Source organism: Bacillus sp. EKM501B, assembly GCF_011800505.1.
GTDB lineage: Bacteria > Bacillota > Bacilli > Bacillales > Bacillaceae_G > Bacillus_A > Bacillus_A cereus.
The window spans coordinates 107196-129193 of the sequence record NZ_JAALFZ010000007.1; the positions used below are offsets into that span (position 1 = coordinate 107196).

Consider the following 21998-nt stretch of genomic DNA (forward strand, 5'->3'; position numbering starts at 1 on the left):
AAGATAATACGTCTTACTTCTATAGAGTCATATCTAGTTTATTACATTTTATAAAAGATATTCAAGTATTTGAAAATGTATCCGTGCAAATCTGCGAACAAAACATAGGAATTCAGTGAACCGAATATAATTCAGTAAAATCCTTTGTAAAAGGGGAAATGGTATGGGGAACCCATTAACAATGGAAGAAATGCTTCATATTATTCATGCAGGGCTTGTTAAAAAGAATAACCCAAAACGGATTACGATTGCAGGTGCAGGGATTTCTGGATTAGTTGCAGGTTCTTTATTAAAAGAGGCTGGGCACGAAGTAACGATTATAGAAGCAAATAACAGAATAGGTGGCAGAGTGTATACGATTCGGGAACCATTTAGTGTGGGTTTATATTTTAATGCGGGACCGATGAGAATCCCTGACACCCATAAGTTAACCTTAGCGTATATTCATAAATTTAAACTACCTTTAAACCTTTTTATAAATAAAACTTTTGCAGATATCATTTATACGAATAACATTCAAACGAGATTGAATGTGTTTGAAAATGATCCAAGTGTACTTGAATATCCGGTTTTGGATAAAGAAAGAGGAAAAACGGCAGAAGAGCTAATGATTGAGGTATTAGAACCAATACTAAATTATATTAAGAAGGATCCTGATAAAAACTGGCTTATCGTTGAAAAAAAGTATAAAACGTATTCGCTTGGTTCATTTTTAATGGAGTATTATTCAGATGGTGCAATAGATATGATTGGGGTACTTCTTGATATGGAAGCTTATATGGGAATGTCCTTAATTGAAGTATTACGTGAAATGATTTTCTTTACTTCAACAACGAAATATTATGAAATAACTGGTGGAATGGATAAGTTATCGAATGCATTCTTACCACAATTAAGGGAACATATTTTAATGCAGTATAAGGTTGATAAAATTATACAAGAAGATAATAAAGTAATGTTACAAGGAAATCATGAACAAACGTTAGAGCAATTTACAATAACAAGTGATTTTGCTATTATTACAATTCCATTTTCAGCGTTAAGGTTTGTAGAAGTTCAGCCATACTATTTATTCTCTTATTTTAAAAAAAGAGCAATTCGTGAATTAAATTATATTGCTGCAACTAAAATTGCAATAGAGTTTAAAAGTAGATTTTGGGAGAAAGCGGGACAGTGTGGAGGTAAATCTATTACTGATTTACCGATACGTTTTACATACTATCCGAGTTATGGCATTCATACTCCAGGACCAGCTATCGTTATAGCAAGTTATACGTGGGCAGATGAGGCGTTAACATGGGATAGTCTCCCGCAAAGAGATCGTATTCGTTACGCATTAAAAAATTTAGCGGAAATATACGGTGACATCGTCTATAGTGAGTTTGTCACTGGAACATCTTTTAGCTGGAGTAAAAATCCGTATTCTTGCGGTGCATTTACAGCTTTCGAACCAGGCCAAGAGCTCGAGTTATTTCCGTATATTACACCACCATCTGGAAAAGTACACTTTGCAGGAGAGCATACGACATTAACACATGGATGGATGCAAGGGGCAATTGAGTCTGGAGTTAGAGTTGCATATGAAGTAAATGAACAGTGAATCTCTTATATTTACAAATGGTCATTCTTTTAATAAAATGATAAATATAAATCGTAATTATTACGCTTTGAATACATTTGAAGTAAAGAAATGGATGGTCGGTTGAATGAATAAAGTGGAGATTCATATATTAGGTGGTTTTTTAGGTAGTGGAAAATCAACATTATTACAAAATTTATTGTTAGCAGAGAAAAAGAAGAATAGAAAAGTTGCAGTATTAATGAATGAAATTGGTGAATACTCGGTAGATACAGATATTATTGGAAAAGAGAATGTTTTAAGAGAACTTCTTAAAGGATGTATTTGTTGTACATTAAAAGAAGAGCTTGAAATACAATTACATTCGTTATACCAACAAGAAAGACCAGATGTAATTTATATAGAAACGACAGGTGTTGCGCATCCAATTGAAGTGTTAGACGCGTGTGTCTCGCCAATTTTAGCTCCTTTTCTGGAAGTGAAATCAATTGTAGTCGTTTTAGATGCAGTAAGGTGGTTAAACCGAAGTATATTAAGTGCAAATGTACAACAGCTATTGCATGAGCAACTTAAATTTGGTAGTCACATTCTTGTTAATAAAGCAGATTTACTAACAGATGAAGATAAGAACACAGTATTTGAAGAAGTAAAGGCAATAAATGATCATGCGAAAATGTATGAGACAAAGTATTGTAATATATCTTTAAAAGATATAGAAGAAGCAGAATTTCCAAATGATGAGGAACATGAGACACTACATGTCAAACAGCATTTACATATACAAACGATGACATATCAATTTACGAAACCGATTGATCAAGACAAATTATATGAATGGCTTTCGAATTTACCAGATAGTATTTATCGAGTGAAAGGTTTTGTGAAATTCCGTGGAGATAAATACCCTCACCTATTCCAATATTCGTTCGGAGTACCAACTTTATTAGAACAAGACTTCGGTTTCCCGACAAACTTAGTAGTAATAGGAGAAGGACTAGATAAGAAACAATTGGCTGAAGGGTTAGAGAAAGTAGAACTTAACTCTAATTAAGGTGAAAAGACTAACTTAAAAAATAAGTTAGTCTTTTTGTATGATCATTACTGAAATGAAACAGTATTTTCAATTGGATTGCAGAATATATATTGATTGTATGTCCGTTTCCATTACATAGGAAGGTGATTATATATTTGTGCCGAATGTAGAGGGTACTACAAGAGTTTTCCATTATCTATCGAATTAGTTAGTCATGATTACGGACAGGGGATTTTGGCGTGTTTGATTCTATCAGAAAGTAAAGTATGGGGAGGATCACAATGTCGATGAAAAAACGAAAGTGGCTAAAGACAATGTTTACTGGTTGTGTTTTAGGTTCGTTATTAATAACGGCAGCTTGTTCAGGAAAGAAAACAAGTACAGAGGATGAAAAAACGATTAAGGTAGGAGTCCTTGCTTCTTTAACAGGACCGCTAGAATCGTATGGAAAACAAACAGTGAACGGATTTGAATTAGGGTTAGATTATGCAACTGGTGGAACTGGGAAAGTAGATGGGAAAAAGATTAAGTTTGTTGTAGAAGATACAGAAACGAAAGCGGATGTAGCAGTTAAAAAAGCTACGAAGTTATTAGAAGAAGAGAAAGTTGATTTTTTAGTTGGATCGTCTAGTTCAAGTGATACGTTAGCGGTTTTACCACTGGCCGGGGAATATGAAAAGATTATGGTTGTAGAACCGGCAGTTGCGGATAGTATTACCGGGAAGAACTGGAATAAATATATTTTTAGAACTGGAAGAAGTTCCTCACAAGATGCGATTGCAGGAGCAGCAGCAATTGCGAAAAAAGATGTAAAGATTGCGACATTTGCCCCAGATAACGCTTTTGGTCGTGAAGGGATTGCTGCATTTAAAGCGGGTGCGAAAAAATTAGGTGCGAGCATTGTGAATGAGCAATACGCGGATACAAATTCAACAGATTTTACAGCGAATATTCAAAATATCATTAGTTCAAAACCAGATTATTTATTTATCGTTTGGGCAGGGGCAAATTCACCTTGGAAACAGTTGAAAGATATGAATGTGGAAGCGCAAGGTATTAAAATTTCTACAGGTGCGCCAGATATACCAGCATTAAAAACAATGGATGCATTAGTAGGTATGCAAGGTTTTTCTGTATATTATCACACACTTCCAAAAAATAAAGTGAATGATTGGCTAGTTGAAGAGCATAAAAAACGTTTTAATGGTGTAGTGCCAGATTTGTTTACAGCGGGAGGAATGTCAGCAGCAATTTCTATTGTAGAAGCCTTAAAGAAAACAAAAGGTGATACAGATGTAGATACCTTGATTAAGAAAATGGAAGGAATGGAATTTGATACACCGAAAGGAAAGATGAAGTTTAGAGAGAAGGACCACCAAGCGATGCAGACGCTGTATTCTATCACATTGAAAAAGCAAGATGGTGTTGATTATCCGGTGCCAGTGTTAGAGCGAGAATTAACGATGAAAGAAACAGAACCACCAGTTCAAAATAAATAGACTGAATTTTCTGTTGTTTTTGTATAAAGAGGGGGGACCCTCTTTATACATATTTCCTTCATACTCACGGCTTTAAAGGGAGGGATTTCGTGACACATTTGCTAGAGACGAAAAATCTTAGTGTATCTTTTGGTGAACATCAAGTTATTAAAGATGTAAATTTAACTGTCCAAAAAGGAAAGCTCATTTCTATTATCGGGCCAAATGGTGCGGGGAAGACAACATTATTTAATTTACTAAGTGGACAGATTTCACCTACAACAGGTGAAGTGTATTTTAAAGGGCAAGATATTACAAAACTATCGATTTCAGATCGAACACGCTTAGGAATCGGTCGCTCTTTTCAGCTTACAAACATATTCCCAGAATTAACGGTACTTGAAAATGTCCGTTTAAGTGTTCAATCATTCGTACAAGATTACTATAGTTTTTTCCCGAGTTCAGCAAAATTAAAGCAACAAGTTGGAGAGGCGAGACGTTTCTTAAAAACAGTATTACTTCACGAGAAAGAGAACATATTAGCGAAAGATTTGGCACATGGAGAGAAAAGAAAGCTAGAACTTGCGATGTTATTGGCTTTAAAAACGGATGTGTTATTACTTGATGAGCCGACGGCAGGTATTTCGGTTGAGGAAGTCCCTGCTATATTACAAGTGATTGAAAATATTAAGAAACATCCAGAGAGCACAATTGTACTTATCGAACACAAAATGGATATGATACTAGGTTTGTCAGATCATCTTATCGTTTTATTTCATGGAGAGTTATTGGCTGAAGGATTGCCAGAAGAAATTATGAAAGATGAGCGTGTACAAAGTGCTTATTTAGGGGGATTATATAGTGGCACTATTACAAGTGAATAATATAGAAACGTATTTAGATCAGTTTCATATTTTGCAAGGAGTATCTCTTGCTGTTGAGAAAGGGACGATTACTGTACTGTTTGGTAGAAACGGGGCAGGGAAAACAACGACATTACGTTCAGTTATGGGATTTCACCGCATTGCAGATGGTGAAATTTATTATGATAGTGCAAAAGTAAGTGGATTACCTACACATTTAATTTCAAGGAAAGGAATAGGGTATGTACCAGAAAATCAAGGTATTTTTCATGATTTGACAGTAGAAGAAACATTCGCTCTTGCTAGGGGAAAAGGTGAGGAAGTAGAAGGGAAAATAGAGTGGATGCTGGAACTATTTCCGGATTTAAAGCAGTTTTGGAATAAGAAAAGTGGGCTCTTGAGCGGAGGGCAAAAGCAAATGTTGGCTATTTCAAGAGCGTTTATTAATAGTGATGGATTATTACTTATTGATGAGCCGAGCAAAGGGCTATCCCCGATAATGGTGGAGAAATTAATGGTAGCTATTTTGAAGATGAAAGAGAAAACAACAGTTTTACTTGTTGAGCAAAATTTTATGATGGCTAGTCAAATTGGTGATTATTTTTACATTATGGATAACGGACGAATTGTTCATAACGGTTTTATGAATGAATTAAAAAAGGATAAGGAAATGTGTCATAAATATTTAGGAATCTCTTAACATGAATCCGAGGTGAAAAGGATGGATGTGTTAATCAATTTATTTGTAAATGGGATTTCAACAGGGATGCTCATTTTTTTGTTAGCATCAGGTCTTTCACTTATTTTCGGTCTAATGAGCGTTTTAAACTTTGCACACGGTGGTTTATTTGCATGGGGAGCATTTACAGGTGTTTGGTTATTTAATATGACAGGAAGTTATATATTAGCTTTAGTTGGAGCAGTAGCCATGGGAATGTTCCTAGGATTTATTTTAGAAAGGTTTCTTATTAGACCGGTATATGGAAATCATGTTCGACAGCTGCTCGTTACGCTTGGAGGAATGCTCGTTCTTAGTGAGTGTATTAAAATATTTTGGGGGCCAAACCCTATTAGTGCAAAATTACCGTTATGGTTACAAGGAAGTTTTACATTCGGAGGTATTATATTAATTAAATATCGTCTATTTGTTATTTTGATTGGGATAATTATTTACATCGCACTACTACTATTACTCAAAAAGACGAAGATAGGTCTTATGATCCGTGCAGGTGTAATGGATAAAGAAATGGTTCAAGCGCTTGGTATTAATGTAAAAGCGATATTTTCTTTCGTCTTTTTATTAGGAGCAGGGATGGCAGCTTTGGGAGGATTCTTATTAGCACCGTATTCGGGCGTTATTTTCGCCGAGATGGGCATGCAGTATGCAATTTTAGCTTTTATAGTAGTAATTATCGGTGGATTAGGAAGCGTACAAGGTTCAGCTATTGCTTCTTTAATTGTCGGATTAGCTGGTGCTTTTACAGCGTATTTTATACCAGATTTATCACTTGCAATTAATATGTTAATGTTACTATTTTTCTTAATAGTGAAGCCAACTGGACTTGTTGGTGAAAAGGGGTGAAATGGTGAACAACACATCGGACCGAATTAAAGTATACTTCGGAGTATGTATGCTCATTTGTTTAAGTGTATTTCCGTTCGTAAATGATTCACGGAGCCTGTTAATTTTGTTCACTCAAATCTTCATCTTTGCTATTTTTGCAATGAGTTTTGATGTATTGCTTGGGTATACAGGAATTGTATCGTTCGGTCATTGTATGTTCTTTGGGATAGGAGCATATGGGGTAGCGCTTTTATTTGATCGACAAGGCGTATCAATAACGAACTTTTTAATTGGAATAGTAGCTGCAATTATCGTTTCAGCAATCGTTAGTTATATAATTGGTTTGCTTTCTTTACGATTGAAAAGTCATTTTTATGCAATGTTAACACTTGCTATTTCACAGTTGTTTTTCGTCCTTGCTGAAAAATGGCGTGGGCTCACTCACGGAGGAGATGGTTTTACATTTGGGGTACCAGAAATATTCCGTGATCGTTTTACTTTTTATTATGTATCACTTGTATGTTTATGCTTCATTTTTATTCTATTACGTCTTTTTACAAAGTCTTCTATTGGGAAAGTATTAAAGGCAATTTCACAAAATGAACAACGTGTTGAAGCACTTGGATATAAAGTCCTCCATTATAAAATAATCGCAAGTGTAGTGGCAGGAATAGTAGCTGCAATTAGCGGTGGTTTATTTGTTATTACATTACGCTTTGTCAATACGACTGTATTTTCAATTGAAATGACACTAAATGCACTCTTGATGACAATGATTGGAGGAGTCGGAACATTAATTGGAGCTATTGCTGGATCTGGGATTATTGAATCCCTAAAATATTATTTATCAGAACTAGCGACGGAATATCCGATTTTTGAAAGATGGACGATTATTCTAGGTTTATTGTATATTATCGTGCTACTCGTTTTTCCGAAAGGATTGGTTGGGACGGTTAAGGGACTGAAGAATATGAAACGGAATAAGAAGGAGAAAAGTGCAGAAGTGGAGCAAAATGTGTGAAAAATCAATTGTATAGAATATGAAAATCCCTCTTTTAGATTCATAAAGGAGGGATTTTTTTATTAACCAAATAGTTCATCAGGGATTTGTTTGAAAGAGTTTTGATTTGTAAAAAAATGAACAGCTAATTTCTCAACTGGAACATCTTCAATTGGTACCAATTTATCATTTTTAATCGGCAAAAAGGCTATCCCTTTTCCGTCCTGAATAAACTCTTCCATAAGCGAATAAGAATCTAATTGTTGAAGTTGACGCTGAGATAAATTATTTTCTTTTAGAAATTGTATCGTCTTATTTCTAAAAGGACACTTTTTGTCATTACTAACGAAGAAGAGTTCCTTTGAATAGTCAATGATACATTTTTCTTGATCTTTTAGTAAGCCTATAGAAATTGAAGTAGTAAATACTTTTTTAAAACCTGCACCAGAATCATCCTCATAAGTGATGACCATATCAACTTTTTGTTGCTGCAGTAATTTTGGCAAATGACTACTATTTTCTACATATATTTGATAATTCATGAAATTTTCTTTAATACGCTTACTTAAATAATTAGTCAAAATCGATTGTGACGTCGCGATTATATAAGAAGACCCACTTGTTTTAATTTTATCTTTCGCTTCTTCTAATAGAGTTAATATTTGATTCGTGTAATCTAATAAAATGTCACCAGAAGGTAATAAGGAAACGCCTTTGTTATCTCTATGTAGTAAAGGCGTTTCTAATTCTTGTTCTAATTTTTTGATTCGCTCAGTTACGTTCGGTTGAACATAACCTAACTCTTTAGCAGCTTTACTAATAGAACCCTCACTGGCTACAGTTTTGAATATAATAAGATCATTTATTTCCATATATCTCAGCCCCTTATGCACTATCATTATAAATGATACCAAACATAATTTATACCTATTTTACGTTAGCTACTTATCGATTTATCATAATGTATATAAGATTGAAAGCGAGTGATAAACATGATTGGAATGCAATATAAGGTCATTTTGCCAAAGGATTATGACATGGAAATTATTAAGAAAAGGGTAAAGGATAATGGTTATAAAACTGATGGTTTCCAAGCACTAAATTTTAAAGCTTATTTAATTACGGAAACGGAGAAAGACGGGAATTTTTATAACTGCTATGCACCTTTATATATTTGGAATGGTCATGAAGGGATGAATAAATTTATCTTTGAAGGGTATTACGATAACATTTTACAATCTTTTGGATGGCAACAAATACATATAGGTGTTCCATTAGTGGTTAATCTAAGTGATGGATTTAAGAAAAGTAGATATGTTGTTGAATATGCAGGAAGTATTTCTCAAAGTAAAACACTGATTGGGACTCAATTAAGCACTATGAATGAAGATGTACAAAACAACGAAAAGTGTTTAGGGAATGTAATCGTTTATAATCCGGATAAATGGGGGTATAGTAGGTTTAATTTTTATGAGGAGAAGCCTGAAATTGCAGTGAATAAAGGTGTTACAGTATATGAGATTTTACACATTTCACGATGAAATTTTGTTGCATATTAAAAATAAGAAAAGGAATGAAAGTCTATGCCTTTTGTGAAGATTTATTATCCTGAAAACATATTAAATGAAGAAGAGTTGGAAAAAATGGGTGAATGTATCCATCTTTCATTAATTGAACATTTTAACATCCCTGAAAATGATTATTTTCAAATGTTCTTACCTTACCAAGAAAACAAATTTTTATATAATCCATATTATTTGTTGGAAAGAGGAGAAAAGAGAACAGAGAATATGATTTATGTTTCTATTACATGTGGACCGGGAAGAACAGTGCAACAGAAAAAAGATTTGTATCAATCGGTATCCTTAAAAATTACGGAATATTCCGATGTTAAAACTTCGGATATTTTTATTACATTAAATGAGACAGCTGCTGAAAACTGGTCATTTGGTCAAGGAATAGCACAAATGGTGAAAATAAAGGGAGAAAAAAATGAACTTATTGAAGTACATATTAAAAAGAAAATGAGAGAAATGTCACCTGCATTTGCTCATTATAGTGAAAAGATATTATTTGAGGAAGTGTGGCGGGATGCCACTTTAACATTAAGAGAAAGAAGCTTGTGTACTGTGTCAGCACTAATCAGTCTCGGTAATACAGAACAATTACAATTTCATCTGAAGCTAGCTAAACAAAATGGGGTTATGGAGAATGAATTGGTTGCATTAATAACACATATGGCTTTTTACGTTGGTTGGCCAAAAGCTATGGCAGCTTTAAATATAGTAATGAATGAAAGGCAAAGTTAAGAATAATGATAAGTAAGAATTCATGTTTATATGAATTCTTACTTATCATTATTTATGCAATACTCTATCGATATATTTATTACATTTTTTCTTGCTTTTTTATCACTTGCGTAGTAAAGTGATAGTAAGATGAACGCTAGGAAGTGACAAAACATGCGTGATAATACGATAGGATCATTAATATGGTTACGTTTAATACGATTTACGAACCAAAGTAATCAAATGTCAAATGAGTTTTTAAAACGTTTTGATTTAACGACAGCTCAATTTGATGTGCTTTTGCAAATACGTACGTATCAGCCACTAACACAAATGGAGTTAGCTGAAAAGGTAACTGTTACACAAGGTGGTATTTCTCGAATGTTAACTCGTCTTGAGAAAGAAGGATATATTGTACGAAAACAAGATTGGAAAACGAAAACAATTAGTCTTACAGAGCAAGGGGAATCGGCCTTAGAGAAAGCATTGCCAGAGCAACTTGCATTTCAATCTTCGTTTTTTGATGATGTATTAAATGAAGAAGAGCAGAAAATATTATACGAGCTAATGACGAAAGTTCATAAGCATAGTGAAAAAAAAGAATTACCGCAAGAGTAATTTTTTTTACACTATCAATTGACTAATCAAGTGAAGGCGTAGGTAATACGGAGATATACCTGACTTACCAACGTTTTTAGAAAAAAACTAATACTACTTTATTAAAGGGGAGAGTAACTATGGAAAAATACCGTATAGATATAAGAAAAGGAATTGAGTTTGGATTATATTCAATTGGTGATCATGTTTTAAATCCACATAATGGGGAGAAAATTACGCCAGAGAAAAGAATTCACGAACTAATTGAAACAGCTAAGTTAGCAGATGAGGCAGGGCTTGATGTGTTTGCTGTCGGTGAAAGTCATCAAACGCATTTTACAACACAAGCTCATACAGTTATTTTAGGAGCTATTGCACAAGCTACGAAAAATATAAAAATTGCAAGTTCAGCAACGATATTAAGTACATCTGACCCAGTTCGAGTATATGAGGATTTCGCTACAATTGACTTGATTTCTAATGGACGTGCAGAAATTGTGGCTGGTCGTGGATCTCGTATTGGGGGATATAGTTTACTTGGTTATGACGTGAATGATTATGAAGAATTATTCGAAGAAAAGATGGATCTTTTATTAAAAATTAATAACGAGGAACATGTAACATGGAATGGACAGTTCAGAGCACCGCTCGCACATGCATCGGTTATTCCGAGAGCGAAAAATAATAACTTACCAATTTGGCGTGCGGTTGGAGGTCCACCAGCTAGTGCAATTAAAGCGGGACGCGCGGGTGTACCAATGATGATAACAACACTTGGTGGTCCAGCAATTAACTTTAAAGTGTCAGTAGATGCTTACCGCGAGGCGGTTGTACAAAGTGGATTTGATTCAGCTAGTTTACCAGTTGCGACAACGAGTTTATTTTATACGGCAAAAAATTCACAAGATGCACTTAGTGAATATTACCCTCACATTAATGCTGGTATGCTTACACTGCGCGGTGGTGGGTATCCGAAACAGCAATTTACAAATGCAATAGATTACCGTGATGCTTTAATGGTTGGTAGCCCACAACAAATCATTGAGAAAATGCTGTACCAATATGAATTATTTGGCCAACAACGCTTTATGGCACAAATTGATTTTGGCGGTGTACCATTTGATAAAATTGAGAAAAATATTGAATTAATTGCTACTGAAATTTTACCAGCCGTTAGAAAACATACAGCAAAATAAATAAAAAAACTGAGAGTCTAATCGACTTTCAGTTTTTTTTATTTGTTCTGGAAAAATGACAAAAAAATGAACTTTTAGTCGAGGAAGAGGGAAGTTATTTTCTATTTTTGAATAACATTATTTCGAGTTTGAATTTTAAAAATACATTTTTCACTTGACAAAAAACAAGCGTTTATCGAGGGTAGTTTCGAGGACATTTTTTCGGGTAAAAGTCAAGTGTATGAAGAGAAAAACGATTGTTTTATAGATATAAAAGTAAGAAGTATATTGAAAAAACACATTTTGCTAATGAGAAAAATCTGATTCAAAAAAATGACAAAAGACATATTTCAGACAAAATGATGTCAATAATACGTCAAAAATAACCTGAATTTACTATGCAGGTATATTATACAATTCGATTAACGAATAAAACACTACAGAAATAGTGAAAAGGTAAAAAATAGCATTACAATAGTTTGAAAAACTGAAACTTCATATTTTTCGACAATACATACAAAATGTTTTTGTCTTTTCGTATTTCTTAATAATTGAGTTTGATAAGATTGCTCAATTAACTTTTATTATAAAAACTATGAAGGAAGTGATTTTAGTATGGAAACGCTCGAATTGGCACGAATACAGTTCGCATCAACAACGATTTTCCATTACTTTTTTGTTCCGCTGTCAATTGGTTTAGCTTTTATTATTGCGATCATGCAAACGTTGTATGTGGTAAAAGGGCAAGAAGTATATAAGAAGATGGCAAAGTTTTGGACGCAATTATTCCTTATTAACTTTGCAGTAGGTGTAGTAACAGGTATTTTACAAGAATTCCAGTTTGGTATGAACTGGTCAACGTATTCACGTTTTGTAGGTGATGTATTTGGTCCATCACTTGCGATTGAAGGATTACTGGCATTTTTCATTGAGTCTACATTCCTGGGTTTATGGGTATTCGGTGAGGATAAATTACCGAAGCGAATTCACTTAATGTGTATTTGGCTCCTTTCAATTGGAACGATGTTATCAGCATTCTGGATTTTAACTGCAAGTGCATTTATGCAGTCACCTGTCGGGTATGAAATGGCAGCTGATGGTCGTGCGCAAATGAATGATTTCTTAGCCATTATTCAAAACCCACAACTATGGGTACAATTCCCGCATACAATTACAGCGGCAATTGCAACAGGTGCATTCTTTATTGCTGGTGTAAGTGCATGGAAAATTACAAAAGGACAAGAAACTGTAGTATTTAAAAAATCTTTCCGAATTTCTATCATTGTTGGAACAATTACAACGGCGCTTGTATTATTCTTCGGTCATGCACAAGCGCAACAATTAATTAAGACACATCCAATGAAGATGGCGGCAGCTGAAGCGCTATGGAATACAAGTGAGGATCCAGCACCATTTACAGTATTTTCGAAAATTGATACAGAGAAGAAAGAAAATTCGTTTGAAATTCAAATCCCTTATATGCTAAGTCTATTATCGTATGATAAGTTTAGCGGTCAAGTTGAAGGGATGAATCAAATTCAAAAACAATATGAGGAAAAATATGGACCTGGAGATTATATTCCTCCAGTGCATACAATGTTTTGGAGTTTTAGAGCGATGGTAATGAGTGGAACATTCATGCTTCTTCTAGGAGCTTACGGATGGTTCTTATCAAGAAAAGATCGTTTAGCGGAAAAAACGTGGTATTTAAAATTAATGGTGTATGCAATTTCTCTTCCATTCATCGGTAATACAGTAGGGTGGATTATGACTGAAATGGGTCGTCAACCTTGGGTTGTATTTGGTGTAATGAAAACAGAAGATGCTGTATCACCAAATGTAACATTCGGTGAAGTATTATTCTCACTTATTTCATTCACATCAATGTATTTAATTATGGGTGGAATTTGTGTGTACTTATTTGTTCGTACCATTAAGGGCCACACGAATAAGAAAACGAAAAAGGATTATCAAAGCCATGATCCATTTGATAAGGAGGAAGAGTATGTTATCTCTTAATGAGTTATGGTTTTTAGTTATTGCAATCTTGTTTGTTGGATTCTTCGTACTGGAAGGTTTCGACTTTGGGGTAGGAATGGTTTCGAGGTTTTTAGGAAAGAATGATTTTGAAAAACGAGTTTACTTAAATACAATAGGACCGTTCTGGCACGCGAATGAAGTATGGCTTGTTTGTGCTGGCGGAGCGATGTTTGCGGCATTTCCGCACTGGTATGCAACTTTATTTAGTGGTTTTTATATTCCGTTTGTATTTATGCTTCTTGCTTTAATTTTAAGAGGTGTTTCCTTTAAATTTCGTGCGAAAATAGATAATCATAAATGGAAGAGTGCATGGGATTGGGGAATGTTTATTGGAAGTATGTTACCTCCTATCCTTTGGGGAGTTGCGATTGCAAACTTTATGGTAGGTGTACCTATTGATGAGAGTAAAAATGTTGTAGGTGGATTCCTGCAATTACTTCATCCATTTGCGTTACTTGGAGGAGTAATGTTTCTCTTACTATGTATTGTTCACGGATTACAATTTCTTACGATACGTACAACTGGTAAATTGAGAGAACGTGCACGAATTGCTGCAATAAAAATTGCACCATTTTCATTAATTACACTTCTTGTTTTTGCTGGTGTGGGGTTATGGAAAACCGACATTTTCACTGCTCATGGAACAGAATGGATTATGGTGCCAATCGGAGCTTTTGTAGCACTATTAGTGTCCACTTTATTAAATAAAAGAAGAAGAGATGGTTGGGCTTTCTTTATGACGAGTTTAACAATCATTTTACTAAGTGCGAGTGTATTTATCGGTATGTTCCCACGTGTTATGATTAGCTCTTTAGGAGCAATGAATGATTTGACAATTTACAACGCAGCATCAGGAGCTTATGCATTAAAACTTATGACTTACTTTGCGATTGCTATTTTGCCTTTCGTTATCGGAAGTCAAATATGGAGTTATTATGTATTTAGACAACCTGTTAAGTCAGACAACGATTTGGAGTACTAATGAAAAGAAAAAGAGGACTTCCGTCTTATCCCGGTAGCCGTATTTTATATGTAGCGTTAACGATTATTAGTATTTTAGAAGCTTTTAGTATTATTGTGCAAACAATCTTTTTAGCACGAGCTATTACGTTTTTATTTCATGGAGAGACAGTACAAACAATATTAAGTGAAATTGTTTATTTTGGTATCGCGTTTGCAGCGCGTCACATAGTAGTTCGAACATCACAAATATTAGTGGAACGTTTTGCTGAAAAAACAGGGTCGTTACTAAGAAAACAACTAATAGAGGCATATTTCACATTAGGTCCAAGGTATGTTCAAACTGTTGGAACTGGTCATCTGGTTACCTTATCAATTGAAGGGATTGAGAAATTTAAAACATATATTGAATTAACGATTCCTAAAATGATTAGAAGTAGCATCGTTCCAGGTCTAATTGTACTATATGTTTTTATGCTAGATATTGAGTCTGGAATCATTTTAGTTGTAACGATTCCTATCGTGATCATATTTATGATTCTTCTCGGATTAGCAGCGCAAAAAATGGCAGATAGTCAGTACGAGATATATCGTGTACTTTCGAACCATTTTGTAGATACGTTAAAAGGTTTAGAAACATTAAAGTATTTAGGGAAAAGTGAACAGCACGAAGCAAAGATTGAAAAAGTAAGTAAAAGGTATAGAAAAGCAACGATGCGTACTTTGCGAGTTGCTTTTCTTTCTTCTTTTGCATTAGATTTCTTTACGAGTTTATCAATCGCGTTTGTGGCAGTTGGATTAGGGATACGTTTAATAGATGGAACGATTATACTATTACCAGCCCTTACAATTTTGATTTTAGCTCCGGAATATTTTCTGCCGATTAAACAAGTGGGAGCAAATTATCATGCAACATTAGATGGACAAATTGCGATGGAGCAAATAGAAGAGATTTTGCAACAACAAAAAGGAATACAAAAGAAAGATTTAAATGAAGATATAGTATGGAATGCCTCTAGTAGCTTGAAATTACAAGACATCAAAGTTAATAATACTGAATCTGAAAAGGCTATATTAGAAGGAATTAATTTTACTTGGGAAGGTAACGGTGCTATTGGTGTTATTGGTGAAAGTGGTGCAGGCAAATCGACGTTAATCGACGTATTAGCAGGTTTTTTATCTCCTTCGAGTGGAAAGATGTTAGTAAATGGTGTAGAAGTTGATGGATCTACTCGTGAAGATTGGCAAAAAAATATCGCTTATATTCCGCAGCAACCTTATATTTTTCCGCTTTCATTAAAGGATAACATTCGTTTTTATGAAACAAATGCAACAGATGAAGAAGTTGAAAGAGTTATTAATGAAGTCGGCCTTCGTTCACTCGTTACATCACTTCCAAATGGGATGCACGAAAGAATTGGGGAAGGTGGACGTATGCTAAGTGGCGGACAAGAACAGCGTGTTGCTATGGCGCGTGCGCTTTTAAGTAAAAAACCAATTATTTTATTAGATGAGCCTACGGCACATCTTGATATTGAAACCGAATTTGAAATAAAGCAAGCGATGTTACGTCTATTTAATGGAAAGTTAGTATTTTTAGCAACCCACCGTCTACATTGGATGAAACAAATGGACCATATTCTTATTTTAAATAAAGGGGAAATGAAAGAAAGTGGGACGTATGAAGAACTTTTAGAGAATGAGACATTACATTTTCATAGGGAAGAGAGGGGAGAGAAATGAGTAACTGGGTTAAACCTTATATAAAACAAAATAAAGATAGAATGACTTTAACTATTTTCCTTGGTCTTCTTGGAGTTAGTTCAGGAGCGATGTTACTTTTTATTTCAGGTTATTTGATCTCAAAATCTGCCCTTAGACCAGAAAATGTAATGGTTGTATATGTTCCTATTGTTGCAACAAGAGCGTTTAGTATAGGGCAAGCTGTATTTCATTATATAGAGCGCTTAGTCGGACATGATGTCGTACTACGTATATTAGAAAAAATGAGAACGAGGCTATATAGAATAGTAGAACCACAGGCGTTATTTTTCCGTTCTCGATTTCAAACGGGTGATATGTTAGGAGTGTTATCCGAAGATATAGAGCATTTGCAAAACCTATATTTACGTACAATATTTCCTAGCATATTAGCGCTAGTTGTTTATAGTATCTTCGTACTTGTTATCGGTGCATTTGATTTTGTTTTTGCACTTATTGTAGGTTGTATGTTAGCTATTATCGTTTTTCTTCTTCCGTTTGTATCATTACTTTTGATGAAGAAACATCATGTTACTTTAAAGCAAGGAAGAAACCGTTTGTATCAACAACTGACAGATGCTGTTTTTGGATTATCTGATTGGCAAGCAAGTGGTCGTAAAGATGAATTTATTAATGAGTATGTAAAACAAAATGATCAGTTGTTAAAAATCGAAAAGAGAGTGAAACGCTGGTATCATATTCGGGACAGTATCATTCAATTAGTAGTAGGTATTGTAGTTATTTCGATGATCATATGGACTGGGAATGAAGCGGCAAGTGAACAAATTGCTCCTACAGTTATCGCAGCTTTCGTATTAATGACTTTATCTGTAACGAACGCGCTTATTCCTATTGCAGATGCCATCGATCGAATACCGTCGTATGTAGAATCTACCCATCGTCTTAATGGCGTAGAAAGTGATAGTGTTTTACATGATGAAACGGATTTGCATGGAGAGAAAGATTATATTGAACCAAAACATGTAGATATTGAACTGAATCACGTATCGTATAGTTATCCAGATAGTAATGAGATTGTATTAAAAGATGTATCATTACAAATAAAAGCAGGAAAGAAAATTGCTATTTTAGGGAGAAGTGGGACAGGGAAATCTACTTTACTAAAATTGTTAACAGGGGCGTTAAGCCCAGTAAATGGCCAAGTTGTACTAAATGGTGAACGAGCTCATACGAATCTTTTATCTAAATATATTTCTGTATTAAATCAAAAGCCGCATTTGTTTGATACGACAATTGGAAATAATGTACGAATTGGCAAACCAGAGGCGACGGATGAAGAGATATGGAAAGCTTTAGAGAAAGCACAATTAGCTTCACATGTTACTTCTCTTCCAGCCGGATTACAAACAAAAATGCATGAAATGGGAAAGCGGTTTTCTGGTGGGGAAAGACAAAGGGTTGCTTTTGCTAGAACTCTTATGCAAGAAACACCAATTATTGTACTTGATGAACCGACTATCGGTTTAGATCCAAAAACAGAATTGTCTTTAATTGAAACAATGTTTTCTGCAACGGAAGAAAAGACGGTTATTTGGATTACGCACCATCTTGTAGGAATAGAACATGTAGACGAAGTTATATTCCTTGATCGTGGCCAAATTGTCATGCAAGGTAGTCATAAACAACTTCTGAAAGAAAATGAAAAGTATCGTAAACTTTATGAGTTAGATAAAGGAATATAATTTGAATAAGCAATAATTGTAAAAATAGCTACGCCTAATGGTGGAGCTATTTTTTTTGTTAGATTGCAGGTGTATATGATTGTTACGAATTAAAAATGAATTTCATATTATACATATAATGGAGGGGATGTACATGAAGGAGCAATATAAAATCATTGTTTTAAGTGATGAATTATCAGGGGATAGGATTCGAAATACGTTAGACAAAAATAAATGTAAAACAATAGTTCATGTTGTGGACGTTTCAGATGTTGTTCGTATAGAAAGTTCTTTTCAATATATAGTCATTTGGAGAGGGGACGCAGAAAAACTTACAAATGACTTGATAAATAGGGGCGTGCAAAGTTCAAAAATTATTAATTTAACAAAATACATGTATGAATGGAAGGATAAATTAATTTCTATCTATCAAATAAATCCGGATCTTATGTCTTTATACATTTCTATGAAAAAAGCAAAGAGTGATCCGACGTATGAATTGTTTGCTACCGGTTTGTCTTATCCGCATTGTGGCATAAGTACGGAGCTTCTCTCAAAAAAATCAATAAAATTAACACTTCCATCGCAAGATCTATACTATGATTATTTAATAGCGTCACAACTTTTATCAAACAATCATTCATTTCAATATTGTTTAATAGGAATAGCCTATTTCTCGTTTTACTTTGATATGTCGTTATCATCTGAATCATATAGAATTCACAAAGTATATTATCCATTGTTTCAAGATGGTCATCATACTGTAGTTCACTCTCCTCTACCCACTGATGGATTCTCCCATCTAAATACTCCGAAACCACTTCTTTCTATTTTTAATTTGCATTTTGAATATATTTTATTAGACGAACTAAAAGATGAATCATTGACGCTGCCTTGGATAAATGCTGAGTGGAATACCACTCCTCTTCACATTCCTTTTGAAGAACACGGGAAAATAAGAGCAACTTCACATGCTAAACTGTCGTACCCTCATACTTTAGTTGAAAATAAAATGATTTTTAAAAAATATTTAGATTTACTGTTAAAAAATGATATAAAGCCACTAATTGTTGTGTTCCCTGTTACTTCACATTATTTCAATTGTAGTAGTAAGAAATTAAAAGAAGATTTTTATAAAGTTATAAATGATTTTCAAACTCAATATTCTTTTCAAATCATAGATCTATTTGATTCGCCATTATTTTGTGACGATGATTTTTATGATAGTGATCATATGAATAAAAAAGGTGCAAATAAAATGTCCGCATTATTAAATATGTTTATTCAGGAACGAAAAGTATGATAATTTGTTTCATGTTTGCATAAAAGTATATAGGCTCCATACAGTTAAAGTAATGTGATTTTTGTGTCGCGTATATAAATAATATGCGAAGAGGTGAGAGAGTTAAAATGAGAACTCGTATTGAAAGAACTGAAGAGGTGGTAGAGCAACTTCCGTTGGTAAGTGTATTAATTCCTACGTATAATCGTCCTCGTTACTTTGAAAAGGCGCTATGTAGTGTGTTAGAACAAACGTATCCTAATATAGAAATTATAGTTGGAGATGACAGCACGAATGATGAAACAGAAAAAGTGTTACAAAAATACTTATGTGATCATTCAAATATTATTTATATAAAAAATAGATCAACTCTCGGACAATTTGAAAATGCGCTAATGTTATTTAATGAAGCGAACGGTGAATATATAAATTTTTTAATGGATGATGATGTATTTCATGTGAATAAAATTGAAAAAATGATGAAGTATTTTTTCGAGGATTTAGATAATGAAATTAAGCTTGTAACATCTCATCGTCAAGTCATTGATGATAAAGGGAAAGAGCTACGACATATTTATTCGACTGTCCGTTTATTTGAAGAGGATACCATTATAGCGGGAACAGAATTAGGAAATAAGGTAATTGTGGATCAAAAAAATTATATTGGAGAACCGACAACAGTTTTATTTCGTAAAAATGATTTACAAGAACCGTTTGGGATTTTTGATAAGAGGCGGTATTTATGTAACGTAGATATAGCTTCATGGTTATCTTTATTAAGTAAAGGAAAAGCTGTATATATAGCAGAGACACTTAGTTACTTTCGATTACATCCAGATCAACAGTTAAATGAATCTAATAAAATGATGGATGGGTTAGAAGATTTTTCACACAGTATTATAGCAGGAGAACAATATGGTTTCTTATCCACTGAAAAAGAGTTAGACAAAGCGATAACTAATTTTCTAGATTATGCAAGAAGGATAGTTCCATCATCAATATTATATACATTAGACTATTACCAAAAAATTAGAGCGAAGAAAATAAACATAGAAAAGAAAAAACAACATATAAATAATAATTCTTCTTTACCGAAAGTAAGTATACTTATTCCTGCATACAATAGACCTTATTACTTGGAATTAGCACTCAACAGCGCTTTGAATCAAACATATGAAAATATTGAAATTATTATTTCTGACGACAGTACAAATAATGAAGTCAATGCTATGATTCAACCGTACTTACGTGAATATGAGTGTATTACATATGTAAAAAATGAAACGCCGTTAGTTGCCGAAAACTTTAATAAGTGTGTAGAACTTGCGAATGGGGACTATATAAACTTTTTATTAGATGATGATTTATTTCATCATGAAAAGATCGAGAGAATGATGAAATACTTTTTGGCGTTAGAAAATATTTCATTTGTGACGTCATATCGTGAACTGATTGATGAGAATGGAGAGATATTACCACCTTCAACATTAAATATGAAAATCGCGAAAGAAACTACACTTTTTGAAGGAAAAGAATTAGGGAATTATATGTTAAAAAACTTGAAAAATGTAGTTGGTGAGCCGACAACTGTTTTGTTTAATCGGAATTTGTTTGACGGGAAGTTTGGATATTTTAAAGGAAAGGCTTATTCTGCTATTAATGACATTGCAACTTGGCTAGATATGATGAGGAAAGGAAAAGTAGTTTATATACATGAACCTCTTAGTTATTTTAGACAGCATAGTGGACAAAATCAAAAACAAATGCATTTTATTTTAATGACAATTGAAGAGTGGATTGAATTAATTATAGATGCATATAATAGTGGGTTTTTAAGCTCCGAAAGTGAGTATAAAGAGAGTTTATCTTATTGTTTAGAAAATGCGGGATTTATAGTTAAGGATGCAGTAAGAAATGGCGAACTAGATCAAATTTATAATGAAAAGATAAAAAAAGGCTTAAACAAGTTAGTTGCTCATATGTTCGAGAAAGAATGTTGTTATTGTCAATATTGCAATCAACAATTTGAAAAATTTTCACCTTGGCCAGCACATTATGATTTTCCGAAATATAAATTTGAAATGTGGAATAAAGATACAGGGATATGTCCAGTTTGTAATTCGATGGATCGTGAAAGATTGTACCGTGCGTACATTGAAACGGAAACGGACTTGTTAAATAGAAACTATACAATGCTTCATATTGCACCTGAAGCAAAGTTAAGAGATTGGTTTAACGAGTATAAAAATATTACGTATGTATGTGGTGACTTAGAACCAAAGGATCCATTAATGAAGGAAATTGATGTTACAAGAATTACATATGATAGTAATACTTTTGATGTAATATTATGTAGCCATGTGTTAGAACACGTTCCTGATGATGACAAAGCAATGCGAGAGTTATATAGAGTGTTAAAGCCAAATGGATGGGGAATTATTCAAGTACCAATCGTAATGAATGTAGATTTTATTATAGAGAATGAATTAATTGTAACACCACAATTGAGGAAATTAGCTTTTGGTCAAGAAGATCATGTGAGAATTTACAATCAATCGGGATTTATTCAACGATTAATGAATGCAGGATTTAAGGTAGAATTATATAACATAGCGGAAAAACAAGGAATGAAAAGTGCTAGGAAATTTGGATTATCTGAAACAGATATGCTCTATATTGTCCGAAAATGATAGGAA

The 21998-nt window shown here is 33.7% G+C and carries 18 protein-coding genes and 1 pseudogene; 18 read left to right on the plus strand and 1 reads right to left on the minus strand.

Annotation, left to right across the window (positions count from 1 at the left end; genetic code table 11):
- The first annotated feature begins 163 nt into the window (after window positions 1-163).
- The 7 genes from HFD78_RS15615 (at window position 164) to HFD78_RS15645 (ending at window position 7538) form a co-directional block, all read left to right on the plus strand.
- Window positions 164-1600, plus strand: a complete 1437-nt coding sequence (locus HFD78_RS15615) for a flavin monoamine oxidase family protein (protein ID WP_000528025.1) — start codon at window positions 164-166, stop codon at window positions 1598-1600.
- Window positions 1601-1706: 106 nt separating this feature from the next.
- Window positions 1707-2630 carry a CobW family GTP-binding protein gene (locus HFD78_RS15620; protein WP_001044941.1) on the plus strand — a complete coding sequence of 308 codons (924 nt, stop codon included), beginning with the start codon at window positions 1707-1709 and terminating at the stop codon, window positions 2628-2630.
- A gap of 263 nt (window positions 2631-2893) precedes the next feature.
- Complete coding sequence (locus tag HFD78_RS15625) at window positions 2894-4111, plus strand: substrate-binding domain-containing protein (protein ID WP_000062003.1); 1218 nt, start codon at window positions 2894-2896, stop codon at window positions 4109-4111.
- A gap of 89 nt (window positions 4112-4200) precedes the next feature.
- Window positions 4201-4974: an ABC transporter ATP-binding protein gene (locus HFD78_RS15630; RefSeq protein ID WP_000149337.1), complete on the plus strand. Its 774-nt coding sequence runs from the start codon at window positions 4201-4203 to the stop codon at window positions 4972-4974.
- On the plus strand, window positions 4952-5653 hold the full coding sequence (locus HFD78_RS15635; RefSeq protein WP_001196696.1) for an ABC transporter ATP-binding protein: 702 nt from the start codon (window positions 4952-4954) through the stop codon (window positions 5651-5653). The genes HFD78_RS15630 and HFD78_RS15635 overlap by 23 nt, the downstream gene beginning before the upstream one ends.
- Window positions 5654-5674: 21 nt before the next feature.
- On the plus strand, window positions 5675-6535 hold the full coding sequence (locus HFD78_RS15640) for a branched-chain amino acid ABC transporter permease (protein WP_000382787.1): 861 nt from the start codon (window positions 5675-5677) through the stop codon (window positions 6533-6535).
- Window positions 6536-6584: 49 nt separating this feature from the next.
- Window positions 6585-7538, plus strand: a complete 954-nt coding sequence (locus HFD78_RS15645; protein WP_002102967.1) for a branched-chain amino acid ABC transporter permease — start codon at window positions 6585-6587, stop codon at window positions 7536-7538.
- A 62-nt stretch (window positions 7539-7600) separates the two neighbouring features.
- Here the strand turns inward: HFD78_RS15645 and HFD78_RS15650 are convergent, their stop codons facing one another.
- The gene (locus HFD78_RS15650; protein ID WP_000405005.1) at window positions 7601-8389 is read right to left on the minus strand and encodes a LysR family transcriptional regulator; all 789 of its coding nucleotides are present in this window, start codon (window positions 8387-8389) and stop codon (window positions 7601-7603) included.
- 120 nt (window positions 8390-8509) lie between these two features.
- Here HFD78_RS15650 and HFD78_RS15655 point away from each other — a divergent pair, with 120 nt between their 5' ends.
- The 11 genes and pseudogenes from HFD78_RS15655 (at window position 8510) to HFD78_RS15700 (ending at window position 21992) form a co-directional block, all read left to right on the plus strand.
- Window positions 8510-9058 (plus strand): DUF4865 family protein, encoded by a 549-nt coding sequence (locus HFD78_RS15655; protein WP_000579894.1) that lies wholly within the window; start codon window positions 8510-8512, stop codon window positions 9056-9058.
- Window positions 9059-9100: 42 nt separating this feature from the next.
- Window positions 9101-9514 (plus strand): annotated as a pseudogene (locus tag HFD78_RS29495) (tautomerase family protein); the annotation flags it as partial.
- A gap of 27 nt (window positions 9515-9541) precedes the next feature.
- On the plus strand, window positions 9542-9826 hold the full coding sequence (locus HFD78_RS29500) for a carboxymuconolactone decarboxylase family protein (RefSeq protein ID WP_223272771.1): 285 nt from the start codon (window positions 9542-9544) through the stop codon (window positions 9824-9826).
- A 153-nt stretch (window positions 9827-9979) separates the two neighbouring features.
- Window positions 9980-10423 carry a MarR family winged helix-turn-helix transcriptional regulator gene (locus HFD78_RS15665; RefSeq protein ID WP_001205528.1) on the plus strand — a complete coding sequence of 148 codons (444 nt, stop codon included), beginning with the start codon at window positions 9980-9982 and terminating at the stop codon, window positions 10421-10423.
- Window positions 10424-10542: 119 nt separating this feature from the next.
- On the plus strand, window positions 10543-11598 hold the full coding sequence (locus tag HFD78_RS15670) for an LLM class flavin-dependent oxidoreductase (RefSeq protein WP_000417539.1): 1056 nt from the start codon (window positions 10543-10545) through the stop codon (window positions 11596-11598).
- A gap of 594 nt (window positions 11599-12192) precedes the next feature.
- Complete coding sequence (gene cydA / locus HFD78_RS15675; RefSeq protein ID WP_000448870.1) at window positions 12193-13596, plus strand: cytochrome ubiquinol oxidase subunit I; 1404 nt, start codon at window positions 12193-12195, stop codon at window positions 13594-13596.
- On the plus strand, window positions 13583-14599 hold the full coding sequence (gene cydB, locus HFD78_RS15680; protein WP_000950083.1) for a cytochrome d ubiquinol oxidase subunit II: 1017 nt from the start codon (window positions 13583-13585) through the stop codon (window positions 14597-14599). The genes cydA and cydB overlap by 14 nt, the downstream gene beginning before the upstream one ends.
- On the plus strand, window positions 14599-16320 hold the full coding sequence (cydD, locus tag HFD78_RS15685) for a thiol reductant ABC exporter subunit CydD (RefSeq protein WP_000824043.1): 1722 nt from the start codon (window positions 14599-14601) through the stop codon (window positions 16318-16320). The genes cydB and cydD overlap by 1 nt, the downstream gene beginning before the upstream one ends.
- Window positions 16317-18041: a thiol reductant ABC exporter subunit CydC gene (cydC, locus tag HFD78_RS15690; RefSeq protein ID WP_000073635.1), complete on the plus strand. Its 1725-nt coding sequence runs from the start codon at window positions 16317-16319 to the stop codon at window positions 18039-18041. The genes cydD and cydC overlap by 4 nt, the downstream gene beginning before the upstream one ends.
- Before the next feature lie 133 nt (window positions 18042-18174).
- Window positions 18175-19323 carry a hypothetical protein gene (locus tag HFD78_RS15695; RefSeq protein ID WP_000664252.1) on the plus strand — a complete coding sequence of 383 codons (1149 nt, stop codon included), beginning with the start codon at window positions 18175-18177 and terminating at the stop codon, window positions 19321-19323.
- A 107-nt stretch (window positions 19324-19430) separates the two neighbouring features.
- Window positions 19431-21992: a glycosyltransferase gene (locus tag HFD78_RS15700; RefSeq protein WP_001260429.1), complete on the plus strand. Its 2562-nt coding sequence runs from the start codon at window positions 19431-19433 to the stop codon at window positions 21990-21992.
- Window positions 21993-21998: the final 6 nt, after the last annotated feature.